Genomic DNA, 20,380 nt, shown 5'->3' with positions numbered 1-20,380 from the left:
ATTGAGGGATTGAGGGATTGAGGGATTGAGGGATTGAGGGATTGAGGGTCGTCCCCGGTTATCGTAGCCGTCCTCCCCTCGTTCTCGTTCTCGTTCTCGTTCTCGTTCTCGTTCTCGTTCTCGTTCTCGTTCTCGTTCTCGTTCTCGTTCTCGTTCTCGTTCTCGTTCTCGTCACCGAGCTCACGGAGGACGGAGGAGGACACGGAGGGAAACCAGCCCATGCGGGTCTTTGCGGGTGCCCCTTTTCCGCCCCAATCGTCCTCCTCTTTCCGCGCGCGATTCCGTTCACTTTGCGCCCCTTTTCGCCCCCATTGGGCGCGCGATTCCACGTATCTCTCCGCCCCTTTCCGCCCTTTTGGGGGCGAGCGATTCGCCACATATCCTCGCCCCCTTTCCGCCCCTTCCGGGCGCACGTTCCCGTTCACTTCGCGCCCCATTCCGGCGCTCGTGCGGTATCGGCAGTCCGCAGTCTCGCCCCCCTTTTGCCCTCGTCGCGCCCCTTCGCCCGCCAACGTGGTTGGTCCGCCGCTCGCCCCCTTCTGTTTTCGCGTAAGCGAAAACGGAGCAAAACCGGACGATCAGGAGGGTACGATGGCTGCAATTATAATCGACTACGCACCGGATACTTACGCGATAATGTCCAGATACTCCGGAATAATGTCCGGATACTTTTTCAAAATGTCCGGATACTTCTTTCGTTTTTTCCGCAGGAAAAACCGAAAGCGAAAAACTACTGATACCGGTATCGCACTTCGCCGATGTCCGCGTGGCCATCGCCAGCGCCGTAGCAGTAAAGCGTCACGCGCGCGCCTTTCCATTGGCCGAACTTCAGCGTCACCGGCGCGCCCAACTCAGTCCAGGTGCTGCCATCGAGGCTATAGGCCAGCCGGCCAACATCGCCGACATACGTGCCGCGCAGCCACACGGTCGACTGCTTGAGTTCCGGGCCTTTTGCGCCCTCGACCTCGATGACCAGCCGGCCACCCACGCGCATCACCCCAATCGGCCCAAACACGTTTCCGCTCATGAATGCGACCCCGGCCTTCTGGCCTTCCGCCAAGTGGGTCACGTCGAGCCGCGCCTCGAAGGTCCCGGCATCGCCCCACAGTTTTTGCGTGAGCGTGTTCCGCGCGAGCTTCAGTTCCGGCGCGGGAAGGCCGCGCAGCCGCAGCCAGCCCGGCCGCTCCACGAGCGACCACGCAGCGGGATCGGGATTGTGATTCCACTGCCACTGGGGCCCGAGCACGGGCGTCGAAAACTCGTCATCGGTCTGCGGGCGCAGGATCGGTCCCCCGGGCAGCGTTGGCTTCTTCGCCTGCGCCACGGTGCGGCCCGCGTCGCCAAACACCGGCCAGTCGTCCTCGCCCCAGCGCACGGGCAGCAGGTGCGTCACCCGGCCGAGATGGCCGGTCGATTTGAACGCCACGAACCAAGTTTCGCCATTCTCCAGGTCAACCAGCGCGCCCTGGTGCGGGCTGCCGTCCACCAGCACCTGCCGCTTCTCATAGGGACCGTAAAGCTGCCGCGAGCGCAGCAGCACCTGGCCGCCCACCTCGACGCCGCCTTCGGGCAGCGAGATGTAGTACCAACCGTGGCGCCGGAAAACCTTCGGACCTTCCGCCACCGGACCGCGATAAACCTCCACACCTTCGTCGAGCAACTGCGTGCCCTCGGCGTTCATTTTGTGGATGATCAGCGGACCCGCGCCTTTCCGACCGTGCACCAGGTACGCCTGGCCGTCCTCATCCCAGAACGGGCAGGGATCCTCCCAGTTCGCCACCGCCTTCACCGTCACCATCTCGGACCACGCGCCGGCGGGGTTGCGGGTGTGCCACATGAAGAGTCCGTCCTGCGGCGTGCAGACGTAGAGGTAGAAGGTGCCATTGCGGAAACGCAGCGTCGGCGCCCACGTGCCCTGCGCATACGCGCGCATCTCGTCGTACTTCGGGTCGATCGGCAGCCGCGGGAACACCTGCCCGATGATCCGCCAGTTCACGAGATCTCGCGAATGCAGGACCTGGATACCAATGAAGTGAAACTCCGATGCCACCAGGTAGAAGTCGTCGCCCACCCGGATCACATCCGGGTCCGAATAGTCCGCCTTCAGAATCGGGTTGCGATACGTCCCATCGCCCTGGTCGCCCCAGCCAATGACCGGCGCGGAGGGTGTCACCGGGGCGGGTTGCGCCGCCGGGAGCGTCGCGCAGGAGAGTAGACCAAGGAGCAGGAGGGGCAGCTTCGATTTCATGTCCGGTAAAGGCATCAGGGTTTCGTCGCGAGGGATCCGTCCGCGAGACCGGTCGTCTCCTGCACGCGCAGGGCCGCCGAGTTGACGATCGCCCAGGGCGCAGTGGGGCCGCCCGCGGGCAGTTCCACGCGCACGAACCGCGCACCCACCACGTCGTCGAGCCGCGCCGCCGGGCGGGCGTCCGGCTGCAGGAGCTCAAATTTCACGTCGCGCAGCGTGAAGTTCGCCACGTGCCGGGCGAACAGCCCCCAGCTCGGCAGCACGCCGAACAGCTCGGGCTCGGGATACCCGCGCTCGAGCTCCGGCACGTCCCGCCGCGCCTGCTCCGCCGTGCCGCCACCGCGATACGTGATGTGGATGTTGGACAGCGAGACGTCCTCCACCCGGTGCCCGGGCACACCGGCGATGAAGAGGCCATGGTCGGGAGCCACGTTGTGCGCGACCACGTTGCTGATGATGATGCGGCGCGCCGTGCCCGGCTGCTTCACGTCCGGCCCGCGCAACCGGCCGCCGAGGCGGATGAACACCGGGGCGTTCACGAGGTCGCGCATCACCAGGTTGGTGACAGTGATGTCCGCCATCTCGCCGCCGTCCACCTGCTCGAGCGCGAGGCCGCGGCAGCATTCAAAGACGCAGTTCGAGATTGTGATCGCGCGGAAGCCGCCGCTGGCCTCCGTGCCCAGCTTGATCCGGCCGATCGGTCCGCCGCGATGCGCGTCGAGCCGCTGCCGCGTGCCATCGAGGAGCGTACCTTCGTCATAGCCGCTCACGAAGCAGTTCGTGATCGTGACATTCTCCGTCGGCCGGTTGCGGTTCAGCGCGTACGAGGCCTTGAGGCAGATGCCGTCGTCCCACGGCGAGTTCACCGAGCAGTTTGCGATCCTGACATTGCTGCAGGAGTCGATGTCCATGCCGTCGCGGTTGGTATCGATCAGCAGGTTGTCGATGGTGAGGTTGTCGACCCCCGTCGCGAGAATCCCGAAGTGACCGCCGTGCAGGATCGTGAAGTCCCGCAGCACCACGTTGCGGCAGTTCTTGAGCGCGATCGCCTTGTTGCCCACGCCTGCCGGCAGGTTGTCGCGGGCACTCGGATATCCGAACGGTCCCGGCTTCAGGTCCGGGCGGGGCGGAAACTCGACTGGACCGTCGGCCGCGAGCACGTCGGGGAGCGCCCCGCCGGTAGGCGGGTAGCGGGTGCCGACGGGGCGCGAGATGCGGCCGTTGCCGCGGCTCAGGCCGCGGCCATAGATCCGGCCGGGTCCCGTGATAGTGACGCCTTCCAGGTCTTCGCCCCAGATCAGGCTGTTGTGCCAGTGCGAGTGGCCGAAATCCTGACATTGCGTGGACGCATTCGGCTCTGGCGCGTCGTAACCGCCCTCGGTGCCCGGCGCCGGCGGATCCGCCGCCAGGATCGTCGCGCCCGGGCCGAGGTGCAGCCCGACGTGGCTGCGCAGCCGGATCGAATACGAGAGGTATTCTCCTGCCGGGAACACCACGGTGCCGCCGCCCGCCTGCGCCGCAGCCTCGATCGCGCGATTGATGGCGGGGCTGTCGAGCGTGCGGCCGTCCCCGGTCGCGCCGAACGCGCGCACGTTGAATGTGGCCTCGACCGGCGCGGCCAGCACGGGCGCGAGGGCAAAGGCAAGCCAGGGCAGCAGGCGGAGAAGAACGCGGGGCAGCATGATCAATACGACGCAGGACGCGGCGGGATTGGGGATGGTGGCGGCAATTCCGGCGGCAAAGCCGGCGAAAACAGCCGGGAGCGTGAGCGGGCCGGGCCGCCGCTGGCGAGCCTTTGCCGGCCCCGGCCGCGGCACAGGCTATTGGTTGACCGCGATCGCACTTGTAAACGGGACCCAACGGCATAACTGGTGCCGCGCTCCCACCCCGCCCGCAATGCCCCCGACGGACGCAGACCAATCCCAGTGGTTCACGGTCGAAGTGCAGCCGCACGAGGCCGCGCTCCGCTCCTACCTCCAGGCGCGGTTTCCCGCCCTGCGTGACTTCGACGACGTCGTCCAGGAGACGTACCGGCGCGTGCTGCACGAGCACGCCGCTGGCCGGCTCCGCCACGCCCGCGCCTTCATGTTCACCGCGGCGCGCAACGTCGCACTCGACCTCTTCCGCCGCCGCGCCCAGGAAAACGGCACGCCGATCCCCCAAGCCTCCGGCCTGGACGTCGTGGAAGAGCGGCCCGACGCCGCCCAGGAACTCAGCCAACGCCAGGAACTCCAGATTCTCGCCGACGCCATCGCCGCGCTGCCCGATCGCTGCCGTCACGTCATCATGCTCCGCTACCTCAAGAGTTGCTCGTATCAGGAGATCGCGGACACCCTCGGCGTCTCGACCGAGACGGTGAAGACGCACATGGCCAAGGGCGTGCAACGTTGCGCGGAGTACTTCGAGGCGCGCGGCATCCTGCACGAACGCGCCCGGCTTCACCTCAAGCTCGACTGACCATGCGCGCCCCCGATGCCGAAGCCGCCAGGATCCGTCAGCAAGCCGCCGCGTGGCTCACCCGGCGCGACGCCGGCTGGACCGCCGACGAGGCCGCGGAGTTTGCCGCCTGGCGCGCCGTCGACGCGCGACACGACGAAGCCGCGCGGCAGGTGGAGTTGAGCCAGCACTTGCTCCAGCGCCTGCCCGAGGCGCCCGGGGCCGCCGCGATGCTCGCCGAGCTCGAGCAAATGCAGTCCGCCCGGCCGCGGAAGCGCCGCGCCCCCCTCTGGCCGTTCATCGCTTTTGCCGCCGCCGCCTGCCTGGCCGTAATCGTCTGGCGCGCGTGGCCGTCGTCGGCGATCTCCGCCCCGCTGGTCTACGCCGCCGAGGGCGAGCCGCGGACGGTCGCGCTCTCCGACGGATCCACGGTCTATCTCCAGGGCGGCGGCACCGTCGAGGTCGACCTCGCTCCCGGGGAAAGGCACGTCCAGCTCCGCCGGGGCGAAGCCCACTTCGCCGTCGCCAAGGACGCCGCCCGCCCGTTCGTCGTCGCTGCCGGCCCGGTCGCCGTCCGCGCCGTGGGCACCGCCTTCGGCGTCCGCCGCGAACTCGCCCGCGTCGCCGTGCTCGTCACCGAAGGTCGGGTCGAAGTCACGCGGGCCACGCCTGTCGGCGTCGCCACATTTCCCGCCCTTCTCCTCGGAGCGGGCGAGGCGACGACAATCCGCACCGACCGCGGCCCGGGCGAGGCTCCGGTCGTGCAAACCGCCGCCATCGCCCGCGCGCAGGAGGGTGCCTGGCACGCCCCGCGACTCGAGTTCAACCAGACGCCCCTCGCCGAGGTGATCGCCCACTTCAACCACTTCAGCGACGTGCAGATCGAACTCGCCGACCCTGCCCTCGCCAGCCGGCCCGTCGGCGGCACGTTCGACGCCGACCAGGCCCAGACCTTCGTCACGCTCCTCGAAGCCGCCGGCGACATCCAGGTCGAGCGCATGGACGCCCGACGCATCATCCTGCGCAAGGCGCGCTGACCCGCCGTTCCTCTTGCGTGGCTTCGACACACGGCCCGTCGGACGCGCCTCGTCTGCTGCATCCGCGGCTGCCGCGAGGGCCGCGGGACTGAGTCCCGCGCCCGGCCACTCCGTGCGGTCCCCTCTGGGTCACGTCTGGCCCCGCTGGCTGCGTCTCACCCTCGTCCTCCTCGCCGTTCCCGGCTCCGCCTTGGCCTCCAGCAAGTCGCGCGCATTCCACGTGCCCGCCGGTGACGCCGTGCAGACGCTCGCCGAGTTCGCCCGGCAGTCTGGCGAACAGCTCGTGTACCTCGTCGACAACGTGCAGGGCGAACGCACGGTCCGCATCGACGGCACGTACCGCGTCGCCGACGCACTGCAGCGCATGCTCGCGTCCACTCGGCTCACCGTCCACCGCGACGGCTCGAGCGGGGCCATGATCGTGGTCCGCCGCGCCGACCTGCCGGTCAAGGTGGCGCCCCCCGCGCCTCCCCCGATGGCCACCGGCCCACCCGGCCCGGAGATTGTGCGACTCCCGGAGTTCACCGTCTCCAGCACGCCCGTGGACCGCTACCGTGCGTCCGACGCCGTCTCCGCCGTGCGCGTGCGCGCCAACCTCCTGGACACCCCGAGTTCGATCTCGGTCATGACGCGCGACGTCATCGACGACCTGGCACCGACGCGCCTGTTCGACGTCACCCGCTTCATCGCCGGGATCGAGGAGGGCCGCGGTACCCAATTTGCCGACCGCCAGATTATCCGCGGCTTCGAGAGCAATGGGCGCACGGTGGACAATTTTTTCCAGAGCGGCGCCGACAACTTCGACGAGGCCACGATTGATCGCATCGAGGTTTCCAAGGGGCCCAATGCGATCCTCGCTCCGGCCGGCGTCCCCGGCGGCTCCATCAACGTCATCACCAAGTCCCCGCAGTTCACGCGGCGCCGCACAATCACCGCCCTGGCGGGCGAATTCGACGCACAGAAACTGACCGCCGACCTCACCGGGCCGTTCGGACGCAACGGCGCCCTGGCATACCGTCTCATCGCCGCAGCGCAGGACTCCCGCCGCTACTGGGCCGACGACGCCCGGCTCCGCGGCAAAGTCCTCGCGCCCATGCTCACGTGGCAGGCGACGCCGCACACCCAGTTCACCGTCAAACTCATCGCCGCCGAGCACTGGGTGTTCCGCGAGCCCGGCCTGATCCTCGACCCAAGCGTCGGCGAAGCCACCGGCACGCCCACACTCGCCCCCGGCTTTTCGTACCGCAGTCGCAATGGCATGCAGCCGTGGAGCCACGTGGGCACGCGCACGGCCGACGTCTTTGCGCTCCTGACCTCCAGCCTCGGCGACCACATGGCGGTCCGCGTCGCCGCCAACGCCCGCTACTACCACGAGGACTCGATGCAGGAGTTCTTCGCCACGCCGTCCCTGAAGAATCGATACAACCCGTACACCGGTGAGCTGACGCAGGACCAGACGTGGGCGCTCGACGGAAACGGCACGACGTACGTCGCGACGCTCGCGCCGCTGTTCGACCCGACGGCGATTCCGGTGCGGGCCGACAACCAGCAGACCGTCACCACGACGACGAACCTCCACGCCGATCTCGCCGCGCGGCACCAGTTCGGCGGGGTGAGCACACAGACGGTCACCGGTTTGGCCGTGAGCCACTACGACAACGTCGGCGAACTGCGCACCGGCACCCTGCCGCCCATCGACCTCACGCGGCCGGGAGCGCGCGCGAATGCCACGTGGGCCGACGCGTTCTACGGCGACCAGCACAGCAAGCTCAACTCGCTCGACCTGTACGCCAACCAGCGGCTGTCGTTTGCGCACGAACGCGTGCAGCTCACCGGCGGCGTCCTGCGTTACCAGGTCTTTCACCAGAGCGAGGAGCGCTCCGGCACGCCCCCCGCGGTCAGCGTGCTCGACGACAGCCGGCTGCTCTGGCTCGCGAGTGTGCTGGTGAAGCCCGCGCCCAGCCTTTCGCTGTACTACACACACTCGACCAACTCGACGCCGGTCATCGCGAACGACCTGCCGCTGTGGCGCGACGGCGTGCAGGACGAGTTCGGTGCGAAGGCCGAGTTTTTCAAAGAGCGCCTCTCCCTCACCCTGGCGCGCTTCAGCATCCGCCAAACCCGCGTGGTGGTGCCCAATCCTGATCACCAGACCGACCTCTCCGCGCCGTGGCAGTTGATCTCCGACCTGCGCGACCACGGCTTCGAGGTCGAACTCACCGGCGGGCTGACCACCAACCTCTCCGTGATCGCGACGTACACGCAGCTCCACCTGCGCGATTCGCTCGGGCGCCGCGTCCGCGCCGTGGCCGACCGCAACTCTGCGCTGCTCCTGAATTACCGCTTCCAGCTCAATCCGCACCTGCGCTGGTCGGTCTTCGGCGGTGCCACGTACGCCGGCGAGCGGCCGGGCGACACGCCCACCGTCGACTTCACCCCGCTCGGCGTTCCGACGCGCCACAGCTTCATGATCCCGGCGTACGTCACCACCAACGCCGGCCTTTCGTGCCGCCACGGCAACTGGCTCCTGCGGCTCACGATCGACAATTTCCTCGACGAGCGGAACCGGCTCCGGCCCGCCGGTGGTCGCGTCAGCGGCACGGGGCTCTCCACCGCCCCCGGACGCAACCTCCGCCTCTCCACCTCGGTGGACTTCTAGGCCTCGCTGAGGGCCACGGCCCCGCGAGTGGTCCAACCCGAACCGCCTCTTTCCCTTACTCTTCCTCTTTCTCTCGTATTCGAACGCGGCGTCAGCACACCCCATCGCTGCCGCTACGCGGCAGAACGAAAGCAAGAGCGAGCGCGAGAGTAAGAGAAAGAGTAGGAGGAAGAGTAAGAGGTGCCCTCACTTTCACTCCCCCTCTGGGGCCACCCTCACTCTCACTTTCACTCCCCCCGATCCCCCATTCGGCGGCGTCGCGCGTCGTGAGGGTGGCCGGCTACCACCGGCAGCAAACCTCCTCACCCCGAATGAAAAACACCCTGCACCGTACGGTGCGTTGCCACTGCATTATTCTCACGGGACTGCTCGCCGCCTTCGGCGCGAACGCCCTCTCCGCCCAAGCCGCCCCTCCCGGCGCCGCCACCCGCGTTCCCGCCGCCAGCGACGACGAGATCGTGACCCTCTCCCAGTTCACCGTCTCCGGCTCGACCGCCGATCGCTACCGCGCGGCCGACGCCATCTCCGCCGTGCGCGTCCGCGCCCCGCTCCTCGACACCCCGAGTTCCATCTCCGTGGTGACCCGCGACATGATCGACGATCTGGCGCCCTCGCGCATCTTTGACGCCGCGCGCTATGTCTCCGGCGTGCAGGACGGTCGCGGCATGCAGTTTCAGGATCGGATGATTCTCCGCGGCTTCGAAAGCAACGGACAGCGCACGGTCGACAACTTCCTGCAGCCCGCCGACGCCGACAACATCGACGAGGCCGTGGTCGACCGCATCGAGGTGGCCAAGGGCCCCAATGCCATTCTCTCCCCGTCCGGTGCTCCCGGCGGCGCGATCAACGTCATCACCAAGTCTCCGCTCTACCGTCAGAAGCGCAGCGTCACCGGCCTCATCGGCCTCTACGACGCCCAGAAGGTATCGCTCGACGCGACGGGGCCGTTCGCGCCGGGCAGCGCGTTCGCCTACCGCGTGATCGGCTCCCTGCAGGACTCGCGCCGCTACTGGGATGAGGAGGCCCGCCTCCGCGGCAAGGTCCTCGCCCCCATGTTTGCGTGGCGCCTCTCCGACCGCACACAGCTGCAGGTGAAGCTCATCGCCGCCGAACACTGGATCTTCCGCGAGCCGCTCCTGATCATCGATCCGTCTGTGACGGCGGCGACCGACGATCCCGGCCTCGCCCCGGGAATCTCGAAGCGCGGCCTCAACGGCATCCAGCCCTGGAGCCACGTCGGCACGCACACCGCCGACCTGTTCACCCAGCTCACCACGAGCGTAAACCAGAACATCAGCCTCCGCTTCGCCGCCAACGGCCGCTACTATTTCGAGGACTCGGAGCAGGAGTTTCTTTCCACGCCTAGCCTGACCAACCGCTACAACCCGTACACCGGCGAGCTGACGCAGAACCAGACCTGGGCGCTCGACGCTGCCACCAACAAGTACGTCCCGACCTACTCCGCGTTCTTCAACCCGAACGCCATCCCCGTCCGGGCCGACGCCCAGTGGTCGCGCCGCAAGACCGCCAACGCGCAGGCCGATATCGTCGGCAGCTACACGTTCCCGTTCTTCAGCACCCAGACCGTCGCGGGCGTGGCCTACTCGCGGCAGACCGGCTACACGCATGGCAAGAACGGCACCCTGCCCGCCATCGATCTCGCGCATCCGGATGCCCGATACAATCCGGTCTACGGCTCGGCGCTGAACACGTTCAACAAGAGCTCGTTCACGAACTGGCAGCTCTACGTCAACGAGCGCGTCGGCCTCTTCAAGGACCGGCTGTTCCTCACCGCCGGCGTGCTGCGCTTCAACACCAAGACCACCGGCCAGAACGCGCTGACCAACTCGGCCCCCAGCGTCCTCGACGACGGCAAGAACATGAGCTCCGTCGGTGCGCTCGTGAAGGTGCTGCCCAATGTCTCGGTGTACTACAGCCACTCCTCCAACTCCTCGCCCACCATCGCCAACAACCTGCCGCTCTGGCGCGACGGCAAACAGGACGAGTACGGCTTCAAGTCCGAGTTTCTCAACCAGCGGCTATCCTTCAACGGCGCCTACTTCGAGATCACCCAGACCAACGTCACGATCCCGAACCCCGACCACCAGACCGACCCGGCGGCGCCCGAGCAGCTGATCGCCGACTACGGCAACGAGGGTTTCGAGTTCGAGCTGATCGGCAGCCTGACCCCGCACCTCTCCGCCGTGGCGACCTACTCGCATCTGCGCATGCGTGATTCGCTTGGCCGCAACGTCCGGGGCGTCGCCGACAACCTCGCCGCCCTGCTCCTGAACTACCGCTACACCGACGGCGGCCTCAAGGGCCTCGCCCTCAGCGCGGGCGTGAACTGCACGGGCAAGCGCGCCGGAGACACGCCGGTCAACTTCACTGCCGCCAACGTCGTCGGCCAAACCAGCTTCTACCTGAAGCCAATGTACGCGATCACCCTCGGCGCCTCGTATCGTTGGCACGAGAAGTACTTTTTCCGGCTCACGATCGACAATCCGTTCGACGACAAGGGCTACATCTCCGTCGCTGGCGGTCGCGTCTCCGGCACCGGCATCACCACCGCGCCGGGCACGAACGTGAAATTCTCCACCACGTTCGAGTTCTGAGCCTCCGCAAAAGTGTCACGTATTACGTGACACTTTTCCGTCCGGCTCCCTCTGAGCACCGCCAAAAGTGTCACGTAATACGTGACACTTCTTTGCGCCCTCAGCGGAGGGTCGCTTCGTGCCGCCAGACGATCTCGACGGCGTCGAGTGATACGGCCTGGTCGTGGGCGTCATACGTGGGACGCGCCTCGCGCGGGATGTACACGGGCGCGTCGCGGCGCAGCGGCAGGACCTTCAGCGTCAGGCCGGCCTTGCGCTCCTCGGGCGTCAGCCGCCAGAGCCCGATCTCAAACGGCGTCCCCTTGTAGAAGTTGTCCGTGAGCAACCGGTCGCCCGCGTAGACCCGGGCAACGTCACCGCGATAGCGGATGCGCAGCAGGGCGGGTGCGTCCCCCGCCTGCAGCGCGGCCGGCAACTCGAGGCGCCAGACCGCCGCGCGCGCGAAATCGTCGTCGGTTGGCTGCAGCGCCACCGGCCGTTTCGGATCGGGATTCAGCCGCACGGGTGGAACCTCGCCGGCCGCGCGTTCCTGCCGGACGGTTGCCAGCACGTCGGCGCGCGGTGTGACCGACGGAGCGTACTCGGTAAACCAGCCCGTCTTCGCCCGCACCGGCGCGGCCGCGGTGTCCAGCGCCGGAAAGACCGCGACGCGCGTGGCGGGCACGGTCTCAGCTTCCACCGCGAGGCCGTCAGCGAGCGGCTGCAACGCGCCCTCGGAAATCAGCAATCGCTCCCGCCCCGCCACGCGCAGTTTCCAAAGGTTCATCGCATCCGCGAGCGGCAGCACCAGCAGATGCGTCGTGCGCCCCGTCGCGTCGCGCAGCGACACCGCCGGCTCCCGGCCCGGCACGATCTCCGTCACCAACACGCCGCCCGCGACCCGCTGGACGCGCGCGCCGCCGGCCTCGAGCGTGACGCCGACGGGCGTCTCCAGCAGGAGTTCCACCGGAATCCCGGGCTGCGCCGCAAACACGTAGACCGCAGGATCGGCCAGCCGGCAGAGCAATTGTGCGGTGCCCGCGCGCAGGGTGCCTGCGCCCAGCGGGAGGTTGACCGGCCAGTGCGTGTACACGCCGCTGGGCAGTGTGATGGGCGCCTGCGGCAGCGTCACGATTCCGCCTGCGAGCTTCACCCTGACCTGAAAGTCCGGGTGGGCCCGCAGCGGATGGTTGCGCTGGTGGTTGTTGATGAAAACGAACCCGGTGCGCCCATCCGAGCGCAGCGCCGCGCGCGGGGTGATGGCATCATCGAGGCTGCGCGGCCGCTCCGTCGGGAAGTAGGCAGTCATGGGAGCGAGCGTTACGCCGAAGTCATGGAGGAACAGGTGCACGAGCTTCATCGCGCGGTACGTGTCGCGCACCTGGCCGAACTCACCGAGCGCCGCCTGGTAATCGTACGACTTGGTCTCGAGTTCGTTGTACGCATTCCAGCCGGTGAACGATTCATGCAGCGGCCCAGCCGCCGGCGGGTTCGTGCCGCCGTGATACATGTAGTAGCCCAGCAGGGTGACCCCGGCGCCGACTTTCGTCAGTGCGGCGGCGGCGGAATCCGCCGCGTACATCACCGGCCGCCGGTGATAGGCGACCGCCATGCCGCCGCCGAGTTCGGCGGTGAGGAACGGATACCCGAGGTACCGCTCGTGGTAGGTCCGATCCTTCGGCTCCAGGAGATAGCCGACGTTGTCCTCGGCGCGAATGGTCGTGAAGAAGAAGTGCTGGTTGGGCGGCAGTTCCGTCAGGCTGTCGCTCCAGAATTGCTCCGTGTAGCCGCCGAACACCGGAAGGAAGGGCGCCGCCGGAATCACGGCCTTGTCCCAGCCGGTCGCCGAATAGAAAGGCGCAACGCAGCCCGCCGCCCGCGCGATCTCCAGCAGCCGCAGCATGTGCGCCTCGCCGTCCCGGTCCGGGTGATACTCGTTCTCCAGCTGCACACCGATGATGGGGCCGCCGTCTTGCCAGAACTGTCCGCGGACCTGGGCGCCGATCTGCGCGAAGAAGCGCTGCACCAGTTCGAGGTAACCGGGTGCGTTTTGCCGCACGGGCCCCGCCGCCAGCACCCAGTCGGGCAGGCCGCCGTTACGCACCTCGCCATGGCACCAGGGGCCAATGCGGATCCAAACCTGGAGGCCGACGCGGCCGCACGTCTCGACGAACTTCCGCAGGTTTCGTTGGCCGCTCCAGTCGAAGCGCCCCGGCCGCTCTTCGTGGAAGTTCCAGAACACGTAGGTCCCCACGACGTCGATGCCGCCGGCCTTCATCTTGCGGAGCTCGCCCTCCCACTCCGCCTCGGGATACCGCGCAAAATGAAACTCGCCCATCACCGGGAACCACGGCTGGCCGTTGCGCGTGAAGAACCGGCGGTTCACCTCCAGCGTTTCCCCGGTCGGCGACTGGCCGCCGACCGCGAAGCTGAGCGGGGTCGCGGGCGCCGGGGGCGTCGTAGCGTCGATCAGGACGTCCGCGCGCGCGGCGAGGACGAGCGCCAGCGCGGCGGGAAGGAGAAGACGGCGGAGCTTGGACATGAGCGAAGAGAGTCAGCCGCGGGGCGCCCGGTCCGCGGCCACGCGGATCGGCCCACCCCGCCCGGCGGCACGGCGAAATCTAGAATTTGAGGGTGGCGCTGAGCGTGAACTTGCGCGGCTCCTGCAGGCCGATCCGCTCGGGAATCGAGGAGGTGGTGTCCCACCAGGCCAGCGTGTACACCTGGTAGCGGTCGGTATCGAAGACGTTGCTCACGTTGAGCTGGAACTCCACGGGCGTTTCGCGCCCGAGCAGCCGCGGGTTCACCGTGTAGGCGAGCATGGCGTCGGCGAGGACGAGTTCGCGGCCCATCCGCACCCCGCCATTGTAGAAGCCGAGGACGTTCCGGCTCTGGTACCGGCCGCCGCCGCCGATGGCGAAGCCCTTCAGGAGACCATCGGTGAACGTGTACTTCGTGTAGAGGTTTGCGCCGTATTTCCGTTCGCCACGCGCCTGGAGACCATTCAACGCCACGACGTTGTCGATGTGATACTGGTACAGCCAGCCCACTTGGGCGCCGATCGTATCCCACGCATTGCCCGCGCCGCTGAGGAGGAAGTCGCGGCCGCCTTTCGCGATCCAAAACGCGGTGTTGTTGTCCGCCCACACCTTCACCTCGGCCATGGCGTTCCGGTTGATCACCTCGTTCGTCGAGAAGTTGGCCGAGATCCGCCAGTTCTTCGTCGGATTGGCGATCACCTGGAACTCATAACCCTCCGAGTCGCGGTCCTGCATGTAGCCGTTCGCGTCGATCGTGCGCGCCGCCTGCTCGGCGGCGGTGATGACGCCGGCGGTACGCAGAGCCGTGAGCACACGCGTGTTGAGGTCGGTGACCGCGGTCTGCACGTCACCCCAGTCGGTCATGTGCTTCACCTTGGTGGTGTAGTAGCCGGCGGTGGCGTAGACCTTGCCGCCGAGCAGATCGAACTTCAGGCCGAAGTCATAGCCCTGGCCTTTTGGCATCGGCGGAATCTCGGCGCCGATCAGGTGGATGTGCACGTTGGGGATGTCGCGGCTGTTGGAATGATTGGCGTAAACCGAGACCGTCTTCGCCACGTGGTACACGGTCCCGAGGCTGAACGTGCTGGCATTGAAACGCGTGCCGCGGCGGGTCGCGCCGAGCCGCCACTGCTTGGTCGTGGCATCCCGCTCACTCGGCACCCAGGTGTATTTCATCGAGTCCGAGCGGAACCCGACCGTCGTCACCAGCCGGTCCTTGAAGAACGTGCTCTGGAGCGCGCCGAGGAACGTGTCCTGTTTCTGGCGCGAGTTATCGAGGTACTGGTTCGGCACCCAGCCGGTGCCGGCGACCGGCACGCGCCAGGACTGCACGTGGATGTCGGAGACATTGCCCGGCTGGAAATAGTGGCGGCGATAAACCCGGTTCACGTCAGCCTCCGCGGCGGTGCTGTCGCCCGGCATCGCGGTGAACACCTCCGAGGATTCGTCGAGGAAGGTGTCCCGCTGCGAGTGCTCGTACATGGCGGCGAGCCGGTGGCGCGCCCAGCTGCCGGTGTCGAAGGTGTACGCGAGGCTGCCGCGCAGCTGGGTGCCGCGGTCCGTCAGGTGGCGTCGGGTCCAGTTGTTTTCGAGATACAGGCGGCCCGCGTTGGGGTTGGCCGTGCCGTCGGGCAGCGTCGCACTGGCGTCGCCCCACAGCTCGCCGCTGTCGCCGTAATAGTTGGTCGCGCGGCTGCCGTTGGCGTCGTAACCGAGGAAGTCGGTGCGCTGGTGGTTCACCGCGAGCTCGAAGGAGAGCCGGTCGCTGACCTCGCGGCTGAAGAAGCCGCTGATCGTCTCGTAGTCGGTCTCGCGCACGGCGTCGGGGCCGGCGGAGTTGGACTCGCGCGGGATGATGGCGAGGTTCGCCGGCGTGAGCGCCAGCTGAGCCCAAGTCTGGCTGGCGGTGGCGTTGCTGCCGTAGCCGAGCCCGAGCCAGTTGCGCACCACGCCGTCGTCCCCGGCCACGAGGTGGTCCGGCCAGAACGTCGCGATCGTGGGACCGGAGGGCCAGGTGCCGCTGTAGGTCGGGCGGCCCGCCTGCCGCCAGAGGGAGGACTGGTCGATCATGAGCCAGGGGCGGGCGACATTGTTCTTCACGCGGCCGATCTCGCCCTCGACGCGCACGCTCGTCCCGGGTTGCGGCCGGTAGGTGGTGGTGAGATGGGCGCGCTTGGCCCGGTCGAACTCGAACTCACGCCAGGACTTGCCGTCCTCCGCCATGGCGTTGAGGCGGATGGCGAGCTGGTTGGGCGTGACGACCTGGTTGACGTCGATCGTGCCGCGGAAGCGGTCCCAGCTGCCGACGAGCGCGGTGAGTTCCGTGGCGTTCTTTGCGAGGTTGGCCTGCTTGGTGGTGCTGTTGACGATGCCGCCGGCGGAGCCGAAGCCGAACAGGATGGCATTGGGCCCGCGCGCCTGGTCGATGCGGTCGATGTTGTAGAAGTCGGTCGAGGTAACCCAGGTGAAGTAATTGCGCGCGTAGCTGGCTGGGAGCCCGCGGATGCGGAGCTGCCACTCGCTGTTACCGACGAGGGGGTTGCCGTTGAAGTTGTTGGCGGAGTCGCCGAGGTCGGGCACCGCGTTGTTCTCGAACAGGATCACGTCGCGCATGTTCGTCGCGCCGATGTCGGACAAGAACTCGGGCGTGAGCACCGAGATCGCGGCGCCGACGTCGCGCAGGCTCGTGTTGAGCCGGCTGCCAGCGAGGGTGTTCTGCGCGAGGTAGCCGACGTCACGGCTCGTGTTCACCTCGAATGGCGTGAGGACGATGGCCTCGTCCTCGGCGACGGCGGACGGGGTGGCGGCCGCGGCCAGCAAGGAGGCAGGACTTGCCGCCAGCAGGCCGGCGATCAGCAACGCGCGCGGGCCGGGGGACTTGGGGAGGGTAGGTTTCATGGTTCGCGGGGTGGTAGGCAGTGAGGGAAAGGCCGGGTGCGGCGGGCGCACCGCAGGACGGAGGGGTAACACAGGGGCCGGAGGGGGCTGCGGCCGGGAGGCGGGATTTGTCGACGAGTAAAACTGTTTCGCAGCATGTCAAGCCCCGGGGCCGGCCTGCGGCTGGCGACGCCCCCCCACTATCCTGGCCGATGTTCCTCGGCGTCTAGGCCCCACCCGCCCCGGGACGGGCGAGGCACGCCCAAGGCTGTAGAACTGTTTTATTACCGCCCGCCTGGGGGCGCGCCGACGGCCCTGGCGGCGCGGTCCGCCAGCACCGCCCGGGTGGCCTCGGCCCGGCGGGCGTCGAGCGGATAGGCGCGCAGCAACGCGATGGCCGCGAGCGGCGGCAGCGCGGTTGACGCGACCAGCAGCACACGCAGGGACGTGAAGGTCGACCCCGCCTGGGCAGCTCCGAGCGACTGTTCGAAGCCGCTCAGCGCCAGCGCCACACCGGCGCCGAGGTAGGAAACGGAGACCGCGGTCTTCTGGATCCAGGAGTAGATCGCCCCGAACATGCCCGCCCGACGCAGCCCCGAGGCCAGCTCATCCTCCGCACAGATGTCGGCCAGCATGGAGGCAAACAGCACCTGCGAGGCGACCCAGATTGGCCCGCACAACAGCGGATCGAGTACGATCAGCCACGGGTGGCTCGGGTTGAAAGCGACCCATTTGAACAGCCCGCCGACACTGGTGAGCGCATACAGCGCGATCAGCGTCTCGCGTTTGCCGCAGCGCCGGGAAACCGCCACCACCAGCGGGATGGCACCGAGGCCGATCAGCGCGTAACCCGAGGAGAGCACCGCCTTCCAAGTCGATCCGAGGGCGATGTCGCCGCCAAACAGGTAATACACGAGCACGTAGTGATCGAGGCCGCTGGCGAGCATGCCCATGACGGTGTTGACGAGCACCAGGCCCGCCACGATCAGGAACGGCCGGTTGGCCAGGGCCCCGCGCACGCCGGCCCAGAACCGGACCCGACCCGCGCCGACTGGCGGCGCCACCGTCCGCTCGCGCACGACCAGCGCCGGCACCAGACCGGCCCCCGTGAGCAGCAGCAGCCCGACGCCCCACCCCACCACGCGGATGCCGACCACCGCCGAGCCGAACAGCGCGAGTTGGCTCAACGGAAAGATCCACTGGTACCCGAGCTCGCCCAGCTTGTGAAAAAAGGAGGCGTGCGCCATCACCCGCGTCCGCTCGTGATGCTCCGACGAGAACTCGTACGTGAGCGCCGAATACGGCACGCTGTAGACCGTGTAGGCGGTGAAGAACAGGACGGAGACCGAGCTGAAGTATGCCACCTTGGCGGCTTCACTCCACCTGGGCGGCACCATCCAGATCAGTCCGTACAACGCGCCAAGGGCCACCGCCCCCGCAGCAATAAAGGGCCGGCGCCGACCCCAGCGCGAACGGAAGTTGTCCGACACGTTCCCCATCACGGGGTCCAGGAACGCCTCCCAAAGCCGGGGCAGCGCGAGCGCCACGCCGAGCAGCACCGGATTCACCCCGAGCGTCATCTGATAGTACGGCACCGCCAGGCTCGCGATGCCCGCGTAGCCGAGGAAGGACGCGAGCGCGCCGACGCCGAGGCCCAGACGGGCGGAGAAACGCGTGCTCGAACTCGCAGGGGTAAGGCTCATGCCGCGGCGCTGCGCGCGACGCTTCCGAGCGGCCGCGGGCAACGCAACCGCGAAGTCACGCGTCCTCGCGCCGGTCGTCACCGGACAGAAAGCGCTCGACCAGCCCGGCGGCGCTGCGGCACAAAACAGTCCCCCTTCCCCCGCGACCATGCCCGCCGGCCAGAAACCCGCGACCAAGCGACACACGATCTACGATCTGGCGCGGCATGCCCATGTATCGCCCGGCACGGCCAGCCGCGTGTTGAACAACCGGGATCGCGTCGACCCCGAGACGCGCGCCCGGGTGCTGTCGGCCGCCCGCGAGCTCAACCTCAAACCGCGCGCGGGCGTCCGCCGGCAGCAGATCGCGGTGCTGTCCGATCCGCGCTACCCGGATCGCGTCGAAGGCTACGCCGCCCGGCTCAGCGCCTACGCCTCCTTCTGCCTCTCGCGGCTCGACGCCGCGGTGATCCATCCCTCCGATCCGATGACGCAGCTCACGGGCACGTTCCTCGACGGCATCGTGGCGGTCACCTGCGAGAACGACCTGGCCGACCTGCTGCGCTCGCTCGAACCGCGGATTCCGGTCGTGTACCTGGACAAGTTTGACGCGCGACCCGACCAGCCCGTGGTCTGTTCCGATCACGTCCAAGGCGGCTACCTCGCGGCGCAGCACCTGATCGCGCGGGGCAAGAAACGCCTGGCGATCGTGGGCATGGACATCCTGCCGATGCGGGAGCGGCTGCGGGGTTTCCGCCAGGCGATGGACGAGGCAGGGATCACCGCGGACGAAAACCTGCTCCAGTTGGTCGCCCGCGACGCCGGCGCGACCAACTACACCAGCAGCATCACGCAGAAGGTGCGGGCCGGCGCGGACGCGATCTTCACCCCCGGCTCGAGCTATGAGGGCATCAACTGCCTGCACGTGCTCTCGTACGTCATGGGGCTGCAGATCCCGCGCGACGTCTCGCTCGTCGTGAGCGAGGTGCCCGGAATCTGCGAGGTCCTGAACCCACCCCTGACCGCGATCGAGGAGCCGCTCGCCGCGATGGCGGACCAGGCGGCCGCGATGGTCATGCGGCTCGCGGCGGGCGAGAAGCTGCCGCGCCGGCACGTCACCGTGCCCGTCCGCCTGATCGAACGCGCTTCCGTGCGCTAGCCGGTGGTCGGACTTCGTCCGGCAACCGGCTAATGAAGATGGCTGCGCCATCTTGGGCGGGGCGTCTCAGGCCCCTGCCCTTTTCTGAGCGGTCCGTTTTAGCGCGCGAGCGGGAGCATGAACCGCAGGGTACGATCAGCCTCGCCGGGAAGCCACTCGTGGCCGAAATCCGGATACAGCACCATCTCCTTGCGGGCCCGGATGTGGTTGTAGGCGGCGAACTGCGTGGACGGCGGGCAGATCTGGTCCATCAGTCCCGTGTACATCAGGATCTCGCCCTTGATCATCGGCGCGAGGTGCTGGCAGTCGATGTAGCCGAGCTTGCGAAACACGTCGGCCTCCCGCTCATGGCACGGATCGAACCGGCGGAAATAGTCGCGCAGCTCGGCATAGGCGTCCTTCGCCAGGTCCATTTCCCACACGCGCTGGTAATCGCAGAGGAAGGGATACACCGGCGCCGCGCGGCGGATCCGCGGCTCGAGGGCCGCGCAGGCGAGCGTCAGGCCGCCGCCCTGGGAGGCCCCCATCGCGCCGAGGCGGTCGGGGTTCACCTCCGGCCGCGACATGACGACGCGGGCCAGCTGCACGGTGTCGAGGTACAGGGAACGGAAGAGGAGCTTGCGGTCATCCGGATCGTCGAGCCCGCGGATGATGTGGCCGTTGAGCGTGTTGCCCTGCACCGCGCCCGCGTCGGTGGAGCGCCCGCCCTGCCCACGGCAATCCAGGGCCGCGACGCAGAACCCGGCGGCGACGTACGGCACCTTGCCGAGCCAGTCGCCACTGTTGCCGGAGTAGCCGTGGAACTGCAGCACCGCGGGGTGCCGGCGGCCGATCGGCGCCTTCGGCCGCAGGTACTTGGCGTACACGCGGGCGCCGCCGACGCCGGTGAACCACAGGTCGAAGCATTCGACGCCCGGCACGTCGATCTCGCGGTTCGGCACCAGCTCCGGCTGGACGGGAGTCGCGTCGAGTTCGCGCAGGGCCTCGCGCCAGTAGCGGGTGAAGTCGGCGGGACGCGGATTGCGGCCCCGGTAACGGCGCAGTTCAGGGAGGGGTTTGTCGATCAGCATGGACGAAGGGGGAGAAAGTGACGCGGCGCCCACGAGAACGGAAGCGGCGCGTCGACACAATCCTGCGGACGCCCACCG

General features: G+C 68.0%; 12 protein-coding genes. 5 read left to right on the top strand and 7 right to left on the bottom strand.

Annotated elements, in window-relative coordinates:
- The 3 genes from DB354_RS22520 to DB354_RS10455 all read right to left on the bottom strand — a co-directional run.
- Window positions 1-203 (bottom strand): hypothetical protein (locus tag DB354_RS22520; RefSeq protein WP_199226829.1); only part of this gene is annotated, 203 nt, incomplete at its 3' end.
- Window positions 204-730: 527 nt separating this feature from the next.
- The gene (locus DB354_RS10460; RefSeq protein WP_107835564.1) at window positions 731-2,248 is read right to left on the bottom strand and encodes a glycoside hydrolase 43 family protein; all 1,518 of its coding nucleotides are present in this window, start codon (window positions 2,246-2,248) and stop codon (window positions 731-733) included.
- A 14-nt stretch (window positions 2,249-2,262) separates the two neighbouring features.
- Window positions 2,263-3,930: a glycoside hydrolase family 28 protein gene (locus DB354_RS10455; protein ID WP_107835563.1), complete on the bottom strand. Its 1,668-nt coding sequence runs from the start codon at window positions 3,928-3,930 to the stop codon at window positions 2,263-2,265.
- 214 nt (window positions 3,931-4,144) lie between these two features.
- Between DB354_RS10455 and DB354_RS10450 the strand changes: the two genes are divergently transcribed.
- From DB354_RS10450 to DB354_RS10435, 4 genes are all read left to right on the top strand, one after another.
- The gene (locus tag DB354_RS10450; RefSeq protein WP_158277479.1) at window positions 4,145-4,705 is read left to right on the top strand and encodes an RNA polymerase sigma factor; all 561 of its coding nucleotides are present in this window, start codon (window positions 4,145-4,147) and stop codon (window positions 4,703-4,705) included.
- A 2-nt stretch (window positions 4,706-4,707) separates the two neighbouring features.
- Complete coding sequence (locus DB354_RS10445; RefSeq protein WP_107835561.1) at window positions 4,708-5,721, top strand: FecR domain-containing protein; 1,014 nt, start codon at window positions 4,708-4,710, stop codon at window positions 5,719-5,721.
- Between the two features lie 112 nt (window positions 5,722-5,833).
- Window positions 5,834-8,380: a TonB-dependent receptor plug domain-containing protein gene (locus DB354_RS10440; RefSeq protein ID WP_146180186.1), complete on the top strand. Its 2,547-nt coding sequence runs from the start codon at window positions 5,834-5,836 to the stop codon at window positions 8,378-8,380.
- A 311-nt stretch (window positions 8,381-8,691) separates the two neighbouring features.
- Window positions 8,692-10,995, top strand: a complete 2,304-nt coding sequence (locus DB354_RS10435) for a TonB-dependent receptor (RefSeq protein WP_107835559.1) — start codon at window positions 8,692-8,694, stop codon at window positions 10,993-10,995.
- A gap of 100 nt (window positions 10,996-11,095) precedes the next feature.
- On the opposite strand, the gene DB354_RS10430 is transcribed toward DB354_RS10435, so the two are convergent.
- From DB354_RS10430 to DB354_RS10420, 3 genes are all read right to left on the bottom strand, one after another.
- On the bottom strand, window positions 11,096-13,516 hold the full coding sequence (locus DB354_RS10430; RefSeq protein ID WP_107835558.1) for a beta-galactosidase: 2,421 nt from the start codon (window positions 13,514-13,516) through the stop codon (window positions 11,096-11,098).
- Between the two features lie 79 nt (window positions 13,517-13,595).
- The gene (locus tag DB354_RS10425) at window positions 13,596-16,412 is read right to left on the bottom strand and encodes a TonB-dependent receptor plug domain-containing protein (RefSeq protein WP_107835557.1); all 2,817 of its coding nucleotides are present in this window, start codon (window positions 16,410-16,412) and stop codon (window positions 13,596-13,598) included.
- Window positions 16,413-16,675: 263 nt separating this feature from the next.
- Window positions 16,676-18,094 carry an MFS transporter gene (locus tag DB354_RS10420; protein WP_158277478.1) on the bottom strand — a complete coding sequence of 473 codons (1,419 nt, stop codon included), beginning with the start codon at window positions 18,092-18,094 and terminating at the stop codon, window positions 16,676-16,678.
- 148 nt (window positions 18,095-18,242) lie between these two features.
- On the opposite strand from DB354_RS10420, the gene DB354_RS10415 reads away from it, so the two are divergent.
- On the top strand, window positions 18,243-19,232 hold the full coding sequence (locus DB354_RS10415) for a LacI family DNA-binding transcriptional regulator (protein ID WP_107835555.1): 990 nt from the start codon (window positions 18,243-18,245) through the stop codon (window positions 19,230-19,232).
- Window positions 19,233-19,330: 98 nt separating this feature from the next.
- Here DB354_RS10415 and DB354_RS10410 read toward each other — a convergent pair whose 3' ends face one another.
- Window positions 19,331-20,302: an acetylxylan esterase gene (locus tag DB354_RS10410; RefSeq protein ID WP_107835554.1), complete on the bottom strand. Its 972-nt coding sequence runs from the start codon at window positions 20,300-20,302 to the stop codon at window positions 19,331-19,333.
- Between the last annotated feature and the right edge of the window lie 78 nt (window positions 20,303-20,380).

Source organism: Opitutus sp. ER46, from assembly GCF_003054705.1.
Taxonomy (GTDB): Bacteria; Verrucomicrobiota; Verrucomicrobiia; order Opitutales; family Opitutaceae; genus ER46.
This window is presented reverse-complemented; position numbering and strand designations above follow the sequence as displayed.